The organism is Oryzophilus luti, assembly GCF_059726245.1.
In genome coordinates this window covers 2,698,022-2,714,571 of sequence record NZ_AP040874.1, presented here as the reverse complement: position 1 = coordinate 2,714,571, position 16,550 = coordinate 2,698,022, and the positions used below count along the sequence as shown (strand labels likewise).

Sequence of the window (16,550 nt, the reverse complement as noted above, 5' to 3'; positions counted from 1 at the left end):
TATGCCTGATACGAACATCTGTAAACCTGCACCCGAGGGCGCGCGTCGCGCCAAGATCGTCTGCACCATCGGCCCGGCATGCAGCTCCGAGGAAAAGATGGCCGAGTTGATGCGCCGCGGCATGGACGTGGCGCGGCTGAACTTCTCGCACGGTACGCACGAGGTGCATGGCGCCAATATCGCCAAGCTGCGCAAAGTGGCGCGCGAACTGGGACGCACCATCTGCATTCTCGGTGACCTGCAGGGGCCGAAGATTCGCACAGGCGCGCTCAAGGATCACCAGAAGGTGATGCTGGAGAAAGGCTCGCGCGTGACCATTACGCCGCGCGAGGTGGAAGGCACGCCGACGCTGCTGGGCACCACGTTCCTCACGCTGGCCAAAGAGGTCACGCCCGGCTCGCGCATCCTGCTCAGCGACGGCAAGCTTTCGCTGGAAGTGGTGGCCGTGAAGGGCGACGACGTGGAGTGCGTCGTCATTGACGGCGGCCTGCTTGGCGAGCATCAGGGTATCAATCTGCCCGGTGCGGTTGTCACCGTGCCCTCGCTGACGGAGAAGGACCTGGAAGACCTGCATTTTGCCGTGGCACAGGGCGTGGACATCATCGCGCTCTCGTTTGTGCGAACCGCCGAGGATGTGCTCCGCACCAAGAAGGAGATCGCCTCGCTCGGGTCGAACACGCCGGTCATCGCCAAGCTGGAAAAACCGCAGGCCATCGAGAACCTGGAAGAGATTCTCGACGTTGCCGACGGCGTCATGGTCGCCCGTGGAGACCTTGGCGTGGAAGTGCTGCCGGAGAAGGTTCCGGTCATTCAGAAGCACATCATTCGCCGCGCGCTCGAACGTCGCCGCCCGGTCATTACCGCAACGCAGATGCTGGAATCGATGATCGAAAATCCGCGGCCCACGCGCGCCGAAGCCAGCGACGTGGCCAACGCCATCTTCGACGGCACAGACGCCGTCATGCTCAGCGGTGAGACCGCCACGGGCAAGTATCCGGGCGAGGCTGTCAGCATGATGGCGCGCATTGTGATTGAGGCCGAAGATCACATGCTGCACAACATGCCGCCCACGCGCCAGCACGTGCCGCACAACCTCACCATTGCTGAGGCCATCTGCGAATCGGTGGCGCACGTGGCCGAGGACCTGAAGCTGCGCGCCATCGCCGTCTTTTCCGAGAGCGGCAACACGGCGCGGCTGATTTCCAAGTACCGGCCGCGGACGCCGGTCTATGCCTTCTCCCACCTGGCCCCGGTGTGCAACCGTATGAACCTTTACTGGGGCGTGCACCCGGTACCGGTCGAGCAGGCTCAGTCGGTTGAGCAGATGATCGCTCTCTCCGAGGGCTACCTGGTCGAGCACGGCGTGGCGCGCAAAGGCGACATCATGGCGATTGCCGCCGGCACGCAGGCCACCACCGGCTCCACGAATTTTATGCGTCTCCGCGAGGTTCTGGCCGCCCCGCCCGCGCAGAAGAAGTAAGATGGTTCACGACAGGAAGAACTGATGCCGAATACTGAAATCCTCTCCCTCGCCGTCCTCAGCCCGTTTGAAGGGCAGGAGGAAGCCACGCAGAAACTGCTGCGCGACTTCTACACCATGATGAGCCAGAAGGGCTACAGCCGTGACATTCTGTACCGCGTGGCCAAACAGCCCGTGCAGTTCGTTCACCTGCGCATCTGGAAGTCGGAAGAGGTTCGCAGCGAGGCGCAGCACGACCCTGACGTCCATCACTTCTGGAAGCAGCTCACCGAGATCTGCGACGTCACCACCACCTATGAGACGTTGCAGCCGGTCTTCTCCACAGTGCCGAAGGGGTAGACGCAAGATTGGTGTGAATTGCCATGCGCGGCGCATCGGCGGCGCGTGGAATCTGCTTCGGAAAAATTGATTGCATGAAAAAGGCGCGGGCCACAGGCCCGCGCCTTTGCATGTCGGAACCCTATTCTCTAATTGACCCAGGGGCCCTGCGAGCCACCGCGTCCGGAGTTGTCGCGGTCGTTGTTGTGCAGGTAGGCGTCATCCTTGCGGTGCTTGTTCATGTAGACCTCAAACTTCTTCTGCGCGCGCTTGCGCTTCCAGCGGTAGTACCAGTTGCGCATGCCGTAGTAGCCCTCGCTGGAGGCAAAGCCCAGGCCGCGTGAGGGCAGGAAGCGCAGGTAAATCCAGCCAAAGAGCATGCCGCCCAGGTGCGCGAAGTTGGCCACGCCACCCGTTTCGCCCAAGGCTCCCACCAGCGCAATGGCAATCCACAGGTACGCCATGTAGCGCGCCTTGATCGAGAATGGGATGGGGAAGAGGAAGACCTCGCGGTCCCCGTAAAGCATGGCAAAAGCGATCAGCAGGCCGTAGATGCCGCCCGAAGCGCCGGCCGTGGGGTGGTTCCAGACGTCGGCCAGAATGGCGAACAGCGGCAGCGGCGCGGCTGTGAGCAGCAGGCGCCCAATCAGCCCAATGGCTATCGTGGAGAGCGAGGCGCCGAGCACGCACCAGAAAAAGAATTCGAGAAAGCGGTTACGCCCCCAGGCGGCCTCAAACTGCGCCCCAAACATCCACAGGGTGAACATGTTGAAGAACAGGTGGCTGAAGCCGATGTGGAAGAATGCATAGGTGACCAGCTGCCACACCGCGCCGTGCAGCACCGCCGGCACGGAGAGGTAGCCGTAGACCTTCATATATGCGGCCAGCGTCCCAAGGCCGACGAGCGGCAGCAGCACCATCAGCGCAAAGACAGCGGTGTTCACGACGATGAGCGCTTTGACTGCCCGCGTGAACGGCGGCAGGCTGAGTGTCATTCCACCACGCATAGCTCTTGTTCCTCGTTCTTTCCTGTCGCTTCCATCGTATCGCGGCGGGGGCCGTGCGCGCGACTGCCGGGGGCGGAAAGCCGATTAGCGTTTGTCAATTGCAATGCGCCGCCCGGGGCCGGAAAAATTTAAGGGAAACTTTACACAATTCCTTGCATGACTCCCCTTGACGCTGCATGCGGGGAGATTCTAAATATAAAAGCGGCATCTGGAGGAAACCATGGTTTTATGCCCCGAGTGCGAGAGCGATCTCGACATTGAAGAAGACGAGCTGGACGAAGGTGAAGTCGTCTCCTGCGCCGAGTGCGGGACAGACTTTGAAGTGGTCGCGGTCGATCCGTTGGAGTTGAGCCGCGTCGCGGATGAAGACGAGGACGAGGAAGACGAAGACGAGGAAGACGAAGAGGAAGGTGAATATTAATCCGCTCCTCATCCCACGGAGCGCGCTGCGTACGACGCTGTGCGCCGTGTTGTTGTGTGCTCTGATGGCGCCGCTGGCCTTGGCGGCCGGCGCGCCGCAAAGCAGCAAGTCAAAGGGCGCGGTGGAACACGTGCCCGACTTTGCCATCATCTTCTGCACCGTGTGGGACGCGCATGACCGCCCGGTCTATGGCGTGCCCGTGCGCCTGCGTCTTGCCAGCGAAAAGAAGTTTCGCGACCAGGCCGTGAGCGATCACCACGGCGAGCTCGGCTTCCACGTCTCCAAGCTGGGTCAGTACGTGTTGCAGGCCGATATCAAGGTTCCCAAAGGAAAGGCGAAGCCCGAGGTGACCATTGACGTCGGTTCGCTCTCCACGCGCTTTGACACCAGCATTCATCTTCCCGAGTAAAGCCGATACAATACAGACGGGCAGCCCGGAGGTCATGGAATGAACGTCTCGAGGAAGTGGTTCGCACTGATTGCGGTGATTGCGTTCGCCTTGGTATCGGTGGCCGCCGCGCAGCTTGACGGCTCGCAGCCCAAGCCCGCACCCGGCACTCGTACCCTTCTTGGTTTTGTCACGGACAAGCAGGACAAGCCCGTGCCGCAGGCCCTGGTCTATTTGAAGAACACCAAGACACAGATGACCAAGACCTACATCGCCGGCCCCGACGGCAGCTACCACTTCCACTCGCTGTCGTTGAACATCGACTACGAAGTGCACGCCGAGAAGGATGGCAAGCGCAGTGACACCAAGACGCTGAGCACCTTCGACACGCGCCCGCAGATTCGCATCAACCTGAAGCTCGATAAGTAGACACACGCGCAGACAAGATTGCGAAGCCGGGCCAAGCGCCCGGCTTTCGTGTGTCTGCACCGATTGTGCTCGGGGCGTGTAGCGGTATGTTCCGGTGCCTTCCGCGGGCAAAAGAAAAGGGCCGCATCGCTGCGGCCCTTTGGAGTTTCTGACTTCCTTCGGCTTACTCGTTCTCGTTCGAACGCTTCCAATCGAGCAGTTCGCCGATGGTGGAAGTGCCGCCGGAGGAGGCAGCGTGCGAGGTGGGATGCTTGTAGGCTTCCACGTCGTCGCGGGTGGCTTCTTCGCCTACTGCACGCAGGCTCAGGCCAACCTTCTTCTCTTCGGGGTTCATCTTGATGATCTTGAACTCAAGCTCGGTACCCGGCTCAAGCGCAACCGGCTGACCGTTGGCGTCGGTGGCCTCGGAGTTGTGGCACAGGCCCTCGACTCCATCGGCAATCTCGACGAACGCGCCGAAGCTCGCCATGCGGAGGACCTTGCCCTTGATCACGTCGCCGATGCGATGCTGATCGAAGAAGGTCTCCCAAACGTCGGGCTGCAGCTGCTTGACGCCGAGCGACAGGCGGCGGTTTTCCGGCTCAATCGCCAGAACCACGGCCTTCACCTTGTCACCCTTCTTCAGCACTTCCGAAGGATGCTTGATGCGCTTGGTCCAGCTCAGGTTGCTGACGTGGACCAGGCCGTCGATACCGTCCTCGATTTCGATGAACGCGCCGAAATCGGTCAGGTTGCGGACCTTGCCCTCGACCACGCTGCCAACCGGGAACTTCTCGTGCAGCGTCTCCCAAGGGTTGGACTCGAGCTGCTTCAGGCCGAGCGAGATGCGGCGCTCGGTCGGGTTCACGTTCAGAACCACGGCCTGCACCTGATCGCCCACGTTCACCAGCTTCGAGGGGTGCTTCATGCGCTTGGACCAGGTCATTTCGCTGACGTGGACCAGGCCTTCGATGCCCTGCTCGAGTTCGATGAACGCACCGTAATCGGTGACGCTGATGACGCGGCCGGCGACATGCGCGCCGATCGGGTAACGCTCGGCGGCGTCAAGCCACGGATCAGGCGTCAACTGCTTGAAGCCGAGCGAAACGCGCTGCTTGTCGCGGTCGAACTTGAGGACCTTCACCTGAATCTGGTCGCCGACCTGGACGAGGTCGCGCGGGTGAGTCAGGCGTCCCCAGCTCATGTCGGTGATGTGCAGCAGGCCGTCGATCCCACCGAGGTCGACGAACGCACCGTAGTCGGTCAGGTTCTTGACCGTACCGGTCAGAACCGAACCCTCGGCCAGGTGCTCCATCGTCAGCTCGCGCTTGGCGGAGATCTCCTCGTCGAGGATCTGCTTGCGGCTGACCACGATGTTGCCGCGCTTCTTGTTGACCTTGATGATGCGGACTTCCAGTTCCTGTCCCTTCAGAGCATCCAGGTTGCGCACCGGGCGAACGTCTACCTGCGAACCGGGCAGGAAGGCGCGGGCGCCCATAATGTCAACGGTGAGACCGCCCTTGATGCGGTCAATCACACGGGCCTTGACGGAGGACTTGTCGTTGTACGCTTTCTCGATTTCGTCCCATGCGTGGAGCCGTTGGGCCTTCTGGTGAGAAAGGTTGACGTACCCTTCCTCGGTGTGGCCCTTCTCGATCATCACGTCGATTTCCTGGCCCGGCTGGAAGGTCACATTGCCTTCATGGTCGGTCACTTCGGCAATCGGCACGACGCCTTCGGACTTGAGTCCGATGTCCACGACAAGGTAGTTCTGGTTGGCGGAGATGACGGTGCCCTTGAGGACGCGGTCCTCATTGGCGGCCAGCTCGCTCTGTTCCTGCTCGAACGATTCGAGTGCGGATGCGAAATCTTCGGTCACAGGCTCTTTTTCGCGGACCGGAGCGGCTGCTGCCGGTTCCACGGAAGTGCTTGCGGTTGTGTCCTGGATGTTTTCGGACTGTTGCGGTTGAGAAGCAGCTTCAGTGTTCTGCTCGGGAGTCTGGAGATCGTTGCGGGTATCTTCGAAGGCCATTAGCGCGCGTCGTTTCTGCCCATCTGGAGAGACAGGCAGCAGGCTGAATTCGGACAGCTGTCAGAATTTCATCTTTTGGATGATGGAGCCCGCTGTCGCGGGCTTGGACATTCCTCAGCGGCCGGATCTATCAGACCTTGCGGTACCGATAGACATCTCTGACTATAGCAATCCGCCGGAAAGAGTGTCAAACGCGCAAGGCGCTAAATTCCATGTTTTGCACCACATTTGGTACAGAAGTTGCTTGACACTTTGGTGAATTTCTCCCGCCCGCTGCGTCACCCATCCTTCAACTTCTCTTCGCCGTTTGGTACCCTGCCCCCATGGACTTTCTTTGGACTCCGTGGCGCTATGCCTACATACACAGCGCCGACAGCGCCACCGGTTGCATCTTCTGCGACAAGCCCGCCGAGCAGGACGACCGGCGCAACTTCATCGTCTACCGGGGCAAGCACTGCTTCATCATTCTGAATGCCTTCCCCTACACCTCCGGGCACGTCATGGTCGTCCCTTACGCCCATCTCGACAAGCTGGAGGATCTGGCTCCAGAGGCCGCGCAGGAGATGTTCTCCCTGGCGCAGAAGGTGGAGAGCGTCCTGCGCAAGCTCTACAAGCCGGACGGCATCAACCTGGGAATGAATATCGGCAAGGCTGCGGGCGCCGGCGTGGCCGGGCACATCCACATGCACATTCTGCCGCGCTGGGTGGGCGACTCCAACTTTATGACCGTGGTGGGCGAGACCCGCGTGGTGCCCGAGCCACTGGAAAGCACCTACGAGCGCATCAAGACCGGGCTGGAGCAGGTGCTGTAAGTCTCGCGCAATTGCTCTCGAAGACAGAAAGGCCCGGAGCTCAGCTCCGGGCCTTGATTCGTGGAATCAAAGAGTTTCCTACTTGCGGTTGGTCTTTGCCGAAGCCGCGTCGATCTGGGTTTCCAGGTCCTTCAGGATCGGCATGGTCTTCGGATCAAGCCCGTCGCGCTGGCTCTTCCACCACAGCGCGGAGCCGTCCTGATGCCCGGCCTCGTAGACCCAAAGCACGTCCTCGTTACCGCGCCGCATCACGACCAGGATAAGTTCGGCCTGTTCCGGGCGGTAGCTCACCGCCCAATGATTCCAGCGCTGGATCTCATTTTGCACCGTAGTGACGGCCTCGCGATCTTCCCAACGTACATCTGGCGATTCCGGCGGTCCATCGTAGGTGGTTATGTAGACGTAGCGCGCGTTTACCAACAGCTGCGACACCGAAGTGGAACCGCTCGCCTTGGTTTGTGCCCCAGCTAGGCCGCACAGGCCTAGCATTAGTAGCCCCAACACGAGATAGCGTCCTTTCATGGTGTCCTCCTTTATCCCCCGACTCATTCGTCTCCTCCTATATTTACGCACCAGGAGGCCGAAGGTTGTGATCCGGCGGAAAAGATTTCCAGCCAATGCTCCTTCGGGAAATGCGCCCTCTGCAAGCTGTTGATTCTGCTAGAACGGCTGTTGCGGTATCTGGCGCGAAGGGAATACCCAGCGTTCGGCCAGCGCGAAGTTGACGACGGCGCAGACGGTGATAGCCACCAGGTTGGCGGCCAGAACCGGCGCGTGCAGCCAGCCAACCAGCAGCTTCATCAGCACAAGGTTGCCCGCGAGCGAGACCGCGCCATTGCCGAGGTGGAAGCGCAGCAACCGCTCGGTGAGCGTGACGTGCATCGGCCGGTGACTTGTGCGCCAGGTGTAGCGCTCATGCCAGACAAAGTTGTGCAGCACGGTCAACTCCACGGCCAGCGCGGTGGCCGGCATATAAGGCACGCCGAGCAGCCGGTGGAACGCCGTGAGCAGCGCCAGTTGCAGCACGATTCCTAGGCCCCCGACGGCGTTGAATTTGAGCCAACGCAGGCCCACGGCGCGCCAGCCATCTGCGCCAACATTCATCGCAGAGGTTCCGCGCGGTAGAGCGCGCGGCCGTGCTGGACTGTGGTGGCCACGGCCATTGCCGACATGCCGAGGGTGGCAATTACTCCGCCCACGTCAAAGAGCAGGAAGCGGTGTCCGAAGAGCGTGGCATAGGGGTGGACCATGAGCGTGATGGTGCCGATGACGAGCAGGATGCGTATTTCGGTGGGGCCGAAGATGCCTTGCGACATCTGGAAGCGCGCGAGCGTGTGCGCGGCCAGGAAGCTCTCCGCCGCCAGCACCAGGAAGCCGAGCAGCATGGCCACCGCAACCTGTGCGTGCACGTAGCCCGAGCAGGCCAGCCCGAGCATGAGCGCAATGGAACCGAGGATGTCGCAGACGTGATCCACATAGAATCCCCAGCGCGGACGCTGCTGGTTGCGAAGGCGGGCCAGCGTGCCGTCCAGACTGTCTCCGAACCAGTTGAGCGCGATGCAGGCGACCACGCCGAGCAGCGCCAGGGGCTGGCGCGACGCCCACGCGTAGCAGGCGCCCGCACCGACCTGCGCCAGTAGGCCCACGGCGGTCAGGTGGTCGGAGTTGACCCATGCGGGCATCTTCGCGGCCAGCCAGAGCAGCGCGCGCTTTTCGAGCGTGGCGGTCAGCGCCTGCTGTACGCGCTCGGCGGAACGGAATGCCGGAGCCGCTGTGGTTGCAGCGGGGAGGATATTCGCTTTACTTGCCATGATTCCTCTTTGCCAGCACCGCCTGCCGCGTGCGGTCGAGCGTGAACTCCAGTGATTCGCGCGGGATGCTGAAGATGAATGGGCCGAGAATGTGGTCGAGCCCGAGCGGCACATCGCGCGTCAGCGAGATGGCCTCGCACTGCACCAGCAGGCCGTCGGGATATTGCGTCCAGCTCCAATAGCTGTTCAGCCGCCACAGGAAGCCGTGATCATCCTGCGGCTCCAGCTCGCGCTCCCTGGAGGTGCCCGCGTGATCCAGTTCGCGAATGCGCGTGCTGCGTGACGCGCTGTAGCCGTGCGCGGCATCAAGCTGCCCATAGCGCACGTCGTAGCGTGAATCGAGGGTGACGGTGATGAGCTTGTGATACTGCATGCGCAAGGTAACCTGTTCGAGGTCGCCGCCCTGATGCTGAGCCTGAGCGCGAACTACCTGCGGCTTGTAGTAGGCAGGGAACTGTGCGGTGTTGCGCAGTACGGCCAGCAACTCGGCGGAGGTTGCGCCCGGAATAAAGGCAGTTGCGCGCCAGTGGTGGATGAGTCCGCCGGGAATTTTCATGCCAGCCGCGTCCTTCTCCACATAGGTGCCGCCGCCATGCACGCGCGGCAGTAGTTCCTGCTGGCGCCCTTGGCCGGCCCAGAGAAACGTGGCGGGCGAGTTGTGCTGCTGGGAGAGGCGGGCCTCCACGCGCTCCACATAGGCATCAAAGGCAGGCGTAGCCCGGCCGGGATCGGCCGCCCATGCGGCTGGCACCACCAGGGCAATCAACAGCAGGCTGAGCGTTAGGCATCGAATTGCGGATTCCCGTTCTTTCATGGCTCCACCCTGCCTCAGATCCGCGCGGTGCGGCAAGTCAAACAGGGGTCAAACAAACATCACCAGCTAACAGGCACAAAACGCGAGAGATAGATCGCTAGGCGCGCTGGCGTTTGTGTGGCCCTGCGGGTACACTCTTGCTCACATGCACGAGGGCACCAACTCGAGGCTCTACCGCTTTGGCCCGTTCGAGGCTGATGAAGGTTCCGGTGAGCTGCGGCGGCAGGGGGTGCGAGTGCGCCTGCCCGCGCAGGCCTTCCGCATACTGGTGTTGCTGCTTCAGGCTTCTGGCGAGCTGGTGACGCGCGAAGCGCTCCAGAGGGAACTGTGGCCGGAGGGCACGTTCGTCGACTTTGAGCACAGCCTGAACTCGGCGATGAACCGCATCCGCGAGGCGCTGTGCGACTCGGCGGCCAAGCCCCGATACATTGAAACCCTGGCGCGGCGCGGCTACCGCTTCATCGCGCCGGTGGAGTGCGTGGCGCGCGCAACACGCGATGCTGAGGACGTCACGGCGCCCCTGCTGCCGCCAGATGCGGAGGCAGCGCCTGCAGTTGAGGCCGAGGTGCCGGTTCCGGCGATGGATCTGCCGCCAGAGTTTGCGTCCAGCATTCTGGCTTCACCCGAGGATTTACCGCACGCTCCGCACCGGCTGGTGCATACGCTGTTTGTGTTGATGCAGTGCATGTACCTGGCGTTCTACGTGGGTGCGCTGGCCAACCTGCCGGAGATTGGCGAGCTGTTCACGGGGCTGCCGTGGCCGCCTCGTCCGGCGATGGCGCTGCTCATCACCACAGCTGCCGTGCTGATCCCCGTGCGCCTGTTCCTGATAGCCGCCAAGCTGTTCAACCCGCCGGGGCTGGTGGCAAAGTTCCTCAAGCTGTTTCCTGTTCTGCTGGTGATGGACGCACTGTGGTCGCTGGCGCCGTTTCTGCTGTTGCACCACATCAACTTCGGGCTGGCGCTGGCAGCCTGCGCCGCTCTGGTTTACTCGCCATTTGCGCAGCGTTCGCTGCTGCTGATGGACGCGCGCTCACGCTGAGCGCGTGGCTTCTCTCCGAACTTTCCATTCATGCATTGACGCAAAGGCAACGGGCCGGCGCATGTCCTATGACATGGTGGCCGGCCCGCGAGTGGCACGTGCGTTGTGAAGCTACTGGTGCAGCGCGGTTCCACCGTGCTGCGCGTATTCAGGCAGGAAGCGCGGCGCGGCATGGTGCTCCCTGCGTGCAGAGGGCGGATGATGCGAGGTCCCATGTTCATCCACCTTGAACTGCGCCAGCATGCGCTCCTGTTCGGCGGCAAGGTTGGAGAGGCTCTCGCAGGCTTTCGCGGCCTCTGTAGCGCCGATGGTGGATTGCGCAATGGTCTTGGCGATCACCTCGGTGCTGCTCTGTATCTGCTCGGCCGCCTTGGCCTGTTCGCTGCTGGCGGAGGCGATGCAGGCGATCATCTCTCCGGCTGAATTGGTGGCATCAATGATGCGCTCCAGTGCCGTGCCCGCCTCACCCGCAATGCGCACGCTGGCATCAACGGTCTCAATGCCGCCGCTCATGGAGGCCACCGCCGCGTCGCTGCCGCGATGGAATTCCTCCACGATCTGCGCAATCTCCTTGGTCGAGCGGGTGGTGCGTTCGGCCAGCTTGCGAACCTCATCGGCTACCACGGCAAAGCCGCGGCCCTGTTCGCCGGCGCGCGCGGCCTCAATGGCGGCGTTCAAGGCCAGCATGTTCGTCTGGTCGGCAATCTCTTCAATGGCCACCACAATCTTGCCAATCTGCTCGGAGTTCGCGCCAAGTTGATTGATCTTCTCAGCCGTATTGCGCACGGCAACCGCAACCGACTGAATGTTCTCCACGGCCTGGCGCACCACGGAGCCGCCTTCTTCGGCCATGCTGCGGGCCTGCTCGGCGGCGTTGGCCGCGCGCTGTGAGTTTTCGCTGACCTCAGCCACCGACGAGGACATTTCGTGGATGGCGGCCGAGACCTGGCTGGCCTGATCGTTCTCGCATTGCGTGATGGCGGCGATTTCCTGCGCGGAAGTCGAAATCTGCTCGCTGGCGCTGGCCAGTTGCGCGTTGCTCCCCGCGATGGTGCTGATGAGCTTCTTGAGCGCCGCCTGCATGTCGTTGATCGAAGTCGTCAGCTGGCTCAGCTCGTCACCGCCATGCGCTTCCAACGGATGGGTGGAAAGATCGCCGTTGGCGATGGTCCGGGCACGCTCCAGCAGCACACCAATGCGGTGCGACATGGAGCCGCTAACGATGAAGGCGATGACCATGGCGCCGATGACCAGCAGCGCACTGGCCGTAATGACGATGAGCACGGCTGCGTCGTCGGCCTCGATCGCCGCCTGTGCTTCTTCCTTGGAAAGTTTGTTCAGGTTTTCCACCAGTTTGTCGATGGGCTTGCGCACGGCGTTGGCCGTGGCGCTGGTGGCGGCGGTGATCGACGCCCGCCGGTTGCGATCGCGCAGGTCGTCCACGGCGATTCTGCTCATCAGGTCGCTCTGGAGTCGCTTGCATTCCGGAAGCTTGGCCAGAATTTCGTCAACCAGTTGTTTGTTCTCCTCATGCTTAAAGCGGGTGCGGATCGCCTTCAGGTCCTCGGCGGCGGCATCGGCACGTCTCCAGATGGCGGCAGAATTTTCCTTAAGGCGCTGCGATTCCGTGGCGTCATCGACGGCAAGGATGTAGCCGCGCAGCGAGGCGTTCGACTGGTTCAAGGCGGATTGCAGCGAGAGAACGGAGCGCTGAATGTTTTCACGGTCTGCGCCACGCTGCTGCAACGTTTCAGCCTCGCGCAGCTTCACAATCGACAGCAAAGAGCAGCAAGCGACGAGCACACCTACGACCGCAAAGGCTGCAATCAGCTTGGCCCGGATGGACAAATTCATAAGGTTTCTCCTGAAAGCATCCCCGCCGGAAGGGAGAAAATTCGCCACGGCGCTTGCGGGAGGCTGGCAGCCATCGACGGGTGGCTCCCCTCGCTCATTGCCCCCATCGGCAAAGTTCAGGATTGATTGGCAGAAACAGAAGAGGAAGAGGTGGTTGATTACGGGTACCGCCCCCGAAACGGCGAAACGCCGATTCGGGAGCACTCCACGCAGAATTCATTCAGGTTTCAGATCGGGAACCGTGGCTACTCGCCGCGCGCCATGCGCTCCATCTCATCTTCGTCAATGACGGAGACGCCAAGTTCGCGGGCCTTCTCCAATTTGGAGCCCGCATCGACTCCGGCCACAACATAGCTCGTCTTCTTGCTGACGGAGCCGCTGACCTTGCCGCCCGCATTCTCGATCAACTTCTTGGCTTCGTCGCGGGTGTGGCGCGCCAGCGTTCCGGTGAGCACGAACGTCTTGCCCTCCAGCGCGGTGCCGCGCTGCTTCATCTCGCCGGTAAACTGCAGCCCCGCCTGGCGCAGACGCTCGACGAGCGCCACATTCTTCTCTTCAAGAAAGAACTCGCGGATGCTCTGCGCGATGCGCGGGCCAACCTCGGTGACTTCTTCCATCTTGGCAAGCGCCGCCGCCTCGTCATCCTCGCGGGCGGCCGCCATCAGCGCGTTGAGCGAGCCGAAGTGCTCTGCCAGCAGCTCGGCCGTGCGCTCGCCCACCATGCGTATGCCGAGGCCGTAGATGACGCGCTCAAGCGGAAGCTGCTTTGATTTTTCGATCTCTGCCAGCAGGTTGTCGGCGGACTTTTCCCCCATGCGCTCGAGTTCAAGCAATTGTTCGCGGCGGAGCGTGTAGATGTCCGCAATGTCGCGCACCATGCCGCGCGAGGTGAGCTGGTCCACGAGCACGTCGCCGAGGCCCTCAATGTTCATGATGCCGCGCGAGGCAAAGTGCAGAACGCTCTCCCGCAGCTTGGCCGGGCAACTGGCGTTCACGCAGCGGTGGTCGGCCTCGCCTTCCACGCGCACCACATGTCCGCCGCACTCCGGGCAGCGCGCGGGCATGTGGAATGTGCCGGTGCCGCGCAGGTGGTCTTTGTCATCGACGCGCGTGACCTTGGGAATGACGTCGCCACCGCGCTCCACCACCACCCAGTCGCCAATGCGCAGGCCCAGCCGCTCGATCTCATCGGCATTGTGCAGCGTGGCGCGGGAGACCGTGGTGCCGCCGATGGAGACCGGTTCGAGATCGGCCACCGGCGTGAGCTTGCCGGTGCGCCCCACCTGCACAAGAATGTTGCGAACCTGGGTGATGCCCGCGCGGGCGGCGAACTTGTAAGCAATTGCCCAGCGCGGAGCCTTGCCGGTGAAGCCGAGCGTGCGCCACAGCGCTACGCGGTTCAGCTTGATGACGACGCCGTCGATCTCGTAGCCGAGCGACTCGCGCAGCTTCTCTACTTTGGTAATGAACTCCATCACGCCGTCAATGGAGCGGACGACCGTACGGTTGGGGTTCACCTTAAAGCCGAGCGCGTGCAGCGCGTCGAGCGCCTCGCTCTGCTCGGCGGAAAAATAGTCTGTGCCCTGGATCAAAAAGTAGGAGTAGAAATCCAGACGGCGCTGGGCGGTAATGTTCGGCTCCAGCACGCGCACGGCTCCGGCGGCGGCGTTGCGCGGATTGGCAAAACTGCTCTGTCCATTGGCCTCGCGTTCCTCATTCATGCGCAGGAATGAGCGCGTGGGCATGATGACTTCGCCGCGGACCTCAAACGTCGCAGGCACGCCCAACTTTTTGCGCGCCTCCTCGCTCACGCGCATGGGCACCGAGCGCACGGTGCGCAGGTTCGGCGTCACATCCTCGCCAATGGCGCCGTCGCCGCGCGTAATGGCCTGCTGGAAGATGCAGTGGCCGTCGTCGCCGGGCGCGTAGCGCAGAGCCATGCTCAGGCCGTCAAGCTTCAACTCGCACTCAAACTCCAGGTCGTTCACGCCTGCAAAATCCTGCGCGCGGCGCGCCCAGTCGCGCAGCTCCTCTTCGCTGTAAGCGTTGTCGAGCGAGAGCATTTGCGCCGAGTGCTCCACCTTTACGAAGCCCTCGCGCGGCTTGCCTCCCACGCGCTGAGTGGGCGAGTCCGGGGTGATGAGTTCGGGGTGCGTGCGCTCCAGCGCCTTCAGCTCGTTCACCAGCTCGTCGAACTCGGCGTCGGTCACCTCCGGCGCGTCCAGAACATAGTAGGCGTGCTCGTGGTGGCGGATCTGTTCGCGAAGGTGCTCGATGTGTTTGCGGACTTGGGCGTCGGCCGTGCTCATGCGGGCATTATAGGGCCTGCGCACAGTGCGTGACACGGCCCCACCCGAGCCGATAGAATTGATTGATACTAGAGACAGGTGTTGGCTTATCAAGACCCTTTTTGCACATTACAAGGCATGGTTCCTGCACATATTGGCGCCGCTCGGCGGCCCGTGGGCCATCTTCCTTGTCTGCCTCGTCGATTCGACCGCGGAAGCCGTGCCGATGGACATACTGTTCGCCGGCTACTGCTACCAGCGCCCTGAGCGCCTGCTGCTGTATTCGGTGCTGGGCGCCATTGGCGGCGCCATCGGCAGCCTCATCCCCTATGCCATCGGCTACAAGGGCGGTGAGCCGCTGCTAGCCAAGCGGATCGGTGCCGAGCGCTTTGCCAAGATCCACAACAACACGGAGAAGTACGGTGACCTGGCGCTGATCGTGCCGGCCTTTATGCCTCCGCCAACGCCGTTCAAGCTTTTCGTTTTTTCGGCGGGCGTGGCGCGCATGGGCATCATCCATTTCTTCGTCGCCATCTTCACCGGACGCCTCATCCGCTTCCTCATCCTCGGCGGCCTGACCGTTGTCTTTGGCCCGGAGATCGTCGAAGTTACCAAGTCGCTGTTCAAGACGCACGCACACGCCACGCTGCTCACGCTGGGCATCCTCGTGCTGATCGGCCTGCTCTGGTTTTTTCGGAAAAAGCTACGCAGAAAAGCTGATGAAGCCGAAGAAGTAGCCACACCTGCGGCGTAATTCAAGTTCAAGAACAGGCTTCAAAGCAAAGGGGTGCGGGTTGAGCCGCACCCCTTGTTTATTTGCCTATCGTCCTTCCGGCGGGCGGAAGCTCTCGGAGACAACCCGCTGCGAGCGGTCGAGCACCACGTACCCGGCAAGCACGTCGCGGCGCTCCAAAGACATAAAGCGCACGTCACGCAGGATGACCTCGGTGCCGCCCTGCGGCTCCGGCATCGACTGCTGCTCCATCAGCGGAAAGCGCGCCCAGTCGTAGTAAACCTGCCCGAGCCGTGTGGCCCGTGCGGCCTTCATCGCCTCGGTCTCTTCCGGCTTGTAATAGGTGACGGCGCGCTCCTGCGGATCGACCTGCGTGTGCAGCGAATCCACCTTCATCGACTGGTAGAACGAATTGGTCTCCACCACGCCATACCACTTGAACGGATTGACCGGAGCGGGGAAGGCGGCCACGCGCGTGGCCTGCTGTCCGTTGTAGAGGAACGACTCGAGCGCCGCCTCGGCGCGGCGGTGCTGATAGTCTCGCACGCCCCACATCAGCACCACGCCCACGAGCGCTGCGATGGCCGCTCCGCGTCCGCGTGGGCCGTGCTCGCGCGCTCCAATCTCGGAGTTCACCAGCCCGAACAGCCACGGCAGGGTAAGCCCGCCGATGAGCAGCACAAGCATGACCGGCTCGATGATGAAAACGATGTCCCAGGCGTACCAGCGGCCGTTGAACGGATACAGCGGCCGCACGCCGTAGTTGTTGGTGAAGTCGAGCAGAATATGGCTGAGCGCGGCCAGGATGGCGCAGAAGTAGAGATAGCCCCAGCGCACCGGAAGCTCGTTCGGCCTTGGCAGGTGCGGACGCCACAGGTGCCAGAGCGCGCGCACGGCCCACACCACGCCCAGCACCAGCGCGGCCACGAACGGTACGCCGATGAGTGTGTGCGTGATGCCGCGATGCTGCGCAAAGCCCGTCACCGGCCCACCGAAATAGGCGACCACGTCGATGTCACCGGCCTCGGCGGCCACGCACATGACGGCGGTGGCCAGCGCGCTCTTGCGGTTGAATCCGCTGCGTCCGAGCGCAGCCCCGGTCAGAAAATGCGTAATGGGTTCCAATGCGTCTCCTGCTGCTG

The 16,550-nt window shown here is 62.4% G+C and carries 17 protein-coding genes; 8 read left to right on the top strand and 9 right to left on the bottom strand.

What is annotated here, in order from left to right; translation table 11 throughout:
• The first annotated feature begins 1 nt into the window (after nt 1).
• Nucleotides 2-1,480, top strand: a complete 1,479-nt coding sequence (gene pyk, locus AC6IZO_RS11635) for a pyruvate kinase (RefSeq protein WP_497804965.1) — start codon at nt 2-4, stop codon at nt 1,478-1,480.
• 24 nt (nt 1,481-1,504) lie between these two features.
• Nucleotides 1,505-1,819: a hypothetical protein gene (locus tag AC6IZO_RS11630; RefSeq protein ID WP_497804964.1), complete on the top strand. Its 315-nt coding sequence runs from the start codon at nt 1,505-1,507 to the stop codon at nt 1,817-1,819.
• 128 nt (nt 1,820-1,947) lie between these two features.
• Here the strand turns inward: AC6IZO_RS11630 and AC6IZO_RS11625 are convergent, their stop codons facing one another.
• The gene (locus AC6IZO_RS11625) at nt 1,948-2,793 is read right to left on the bottom strand and encodes a rhomboid family intramembrane serine protease (protein ID WP_497804963.1); all 846 of its coding nucleotides are present in this window, start codon (nt 2,791-2,793) and stop codon (nt 1,948-1,950) included.
• 232 nt (nt 2,794-3,025) lie between these two features.
• Here AC6IZO_RS11625 and AC6IZO_RS11620 point away from each other — a divergent pair, with 232 nt between their 5' ends.
• The 3 genes from AC6IZO_RS11620 to AC6IZO_RS11610 are packed head-to-tail and all read left to right on the top strand — an operon-like array spanning nt 3,026 to nt 4,043.
• A complete protein-coding gene (locus AC6IZO_RS11620) occupies nt 3,026-3,226 on the top strand; it encodes a hypothetical protein (RefSeq protein WP_497804962.1) in 201 nt (66 codons plus the stop codon).
• Nucleotides 3,216-3,635: a hypothetical protein gene (locus tag AC6IZO_RS11615; RefSeq protein WP_497804961.1), complete on the top strand. Its 420-nt coding sequence runs from the start codon at nt 3,216-3,218 to the stop codon at nt 3,633-3,635. The genes AC6IZO_RS11620 and AC6IZO_RS11615 overlap by 11 nt, the downstream gene beginning before the upstream one ends.
• A 39-nt stretch (nt 3,636-3,674) precedes the next feature.
• Nucleotides 3,675-4,043: a carboxypeptidase-like regulatory domain-containing protein gene (locus tag AC6IZO_RS11610; protein WP_497804960.1), complete on the top strand. Its 369-nt coding sequence runs from the start codon at nt 3,675-3,677 to the stop codon at nt 4,041-4,043.
• 163 nt (nt 4,044-4,206) lie between these two features.
• Here the strand turns inward: AC6IZO_RS11610 and AC6IZO_RS11605 are convergent, their stop codons facing one another.
• The gene (locus tag AC6IZO_RS11605) at nt 4,207-6,054 is read right to left on the bottom strand and encodes a 30S ribosomal protein S1 (RefSeq protein ID WP_497804959.1); all 1,848 of its coding nucleotides are present in this window, start codon (nt 6,052-6,054) and stop codon (nt 4,207-4,209) included.
• Nucleotides 6,055-6,377: 323 nt separating this feature from the next.
• Between AC6IZO_RS11605 and AC6IZO_RS11600 the strand changes: the two genes are divergently transcribed.
• Entirely contained in the window at nt 6,378-6,866 is a 489-nt protein-coding gene (locus AC6IZO_RS11600) for an HIT family protein (protein WP_497804958.1), read from the top strand.
• Between the two features lie 78 nt (nt 6,867-6,944).
• Here AC6IZO_RS11600 and AC6IZO_RS11595 read toward each other — a convergent pair whose 3' ends face one another.
• The 4 genes from AC6IZO_RS11595 to AC6IZO_RS11580 all read right to left on the bottom strand — a co-directional run bounded on the left by AC6IZO_RS11595 (nt 6,945) and on the right by AC6IZO_RS11580 (nt 9,491).
• The gene (locus AC6IZO_RS11595) at nt 6,945-7,388 is read right to left on the bottom strand and encodes a hypothetical protein (RefSeq protein WP_497804957.1); all 444 of its coding nucleotides are present in this window, start codon (nt 7,386-7,388) and stop codon (nt 6,945-6,947) included.
• Between the two features lie 138 nt (nt 7,389-7,526).
• Nucleotides 7,527-7,970 (bottom strand): GtrA family protein, encoded by a 444-nt coding sequence (locus AC6IZO_RS11590; RefSeq protein WP_497804956.1) that lies wholly within the window; start codon nt 7,968-7,970, stop codon nt 7,527-7,529.
• Nucleotides 7,967-8,677, bottom strand: coding sequence for a CDP-alcohol phosphatidyltransferase family protein (locus tag AC6IZO_RS11585; RefSeq protein WP_497804955.1), 711 nt, complete (start codon nt 8,675-8,677; stop codon nt 7,967-7,969). Before AC6IZO_RS11585 ends, AC6IZO_RS11590 begins: the two co-directional genes overlap by 4 nt.
• Complete coding sequence (locus AC6IZO_RS11580; RefSeq protein ID WP_497804954.1) at nt 8,667-9,491, bottom strand: hypothetical protein; 825 nt, start codon at nt 9,489-9,491, stop codon at nt 8,667-8,669. Before AC6IZO_RS11580 ends, AC6IZO_RS11585 begins: the two co-directional genes overlap by 11 nt.
• A 145-nt stretch (nt 9,492-9,636) precedes the next feature.
• On the opposite strand from AC6IZO_RS11580, the gene AC6IZO_RS11575 reads away from it, so the two are divergent.
• Nucleotides 9,637-10,533 carry a winged helix-turn-helix domain-containing protein gene (locus AC6IZO_RS11575; protein ID WP_497804953.1) on the top strand — a complete coding sequence of 299 codons (897 nt, stop codon included), beginning with the start codon at nt 9,637-9,639 and terminating at the stop codon, nt 10,531-10,533.
• Between the two features lie 111 nt (nt 10,534-10,644).
• Here the strand turns inward: AC6IZO_RS11575 and AC6IZO_RS11570 are convergent, their stop codons facing one another.
• On the bottom strand, nt 10,645-12,387 hold the full coding sequence (locus AC6IZO_RS11570; protein WP_497804952.1) for a methyl-accepting chemotaxis protein: 1,743 nt from the start codon (nt 12,385-12,387) through the stop codon (nt 10,645-10,647).
• Between the two features lie 245 nt (nt 12,388-12,632).
• Complete coding sequence (gene ligA, locus AC6IZO_RS11565; RefSeq protein WP_497804951.1) at nt 12,633-14,696, bottom strand: NAD-dependent DNA ligase LigA; 2,064 nt, start codon at nt 14,694-14,696, stop codon at nt 12,633-12,635.
• Between the two features lie 133 nt (nt 14,697-14,829).
• Between ligA and AC6IZO_RS11560 the strand changes: the two genes are divergently transcribed.
• Complete coding sequence (locus AC6IZO_RS11560) at nt 14,830-15,429, top strand: YqaA family protein (RefSeq protein WP_497804950.1); 600 nt, start codon at nt 14,830-14,832, stop codon at nt 15,427-15,429.
• 66 nt (nt 15,430-15,495) lie between these two features.
• Here the strand turns inward: AC6IZO_RS11560 and AC6IZO_RS11555 are convergent, their stop codons facing one another.
• Nucleotides 15,496-16,533, bottom strand: coding sequence for a metal-dependent hydrolase (locus AC6IZO_RS11555; RefSeq protein WP_497804949.1), 1,038 nt, complete (start codon nt 16,531-16,533; stop codon nt 15,496-15,498).
• Nucleotides 16,534-16,550: the final 17 nt, after the last annotated feature.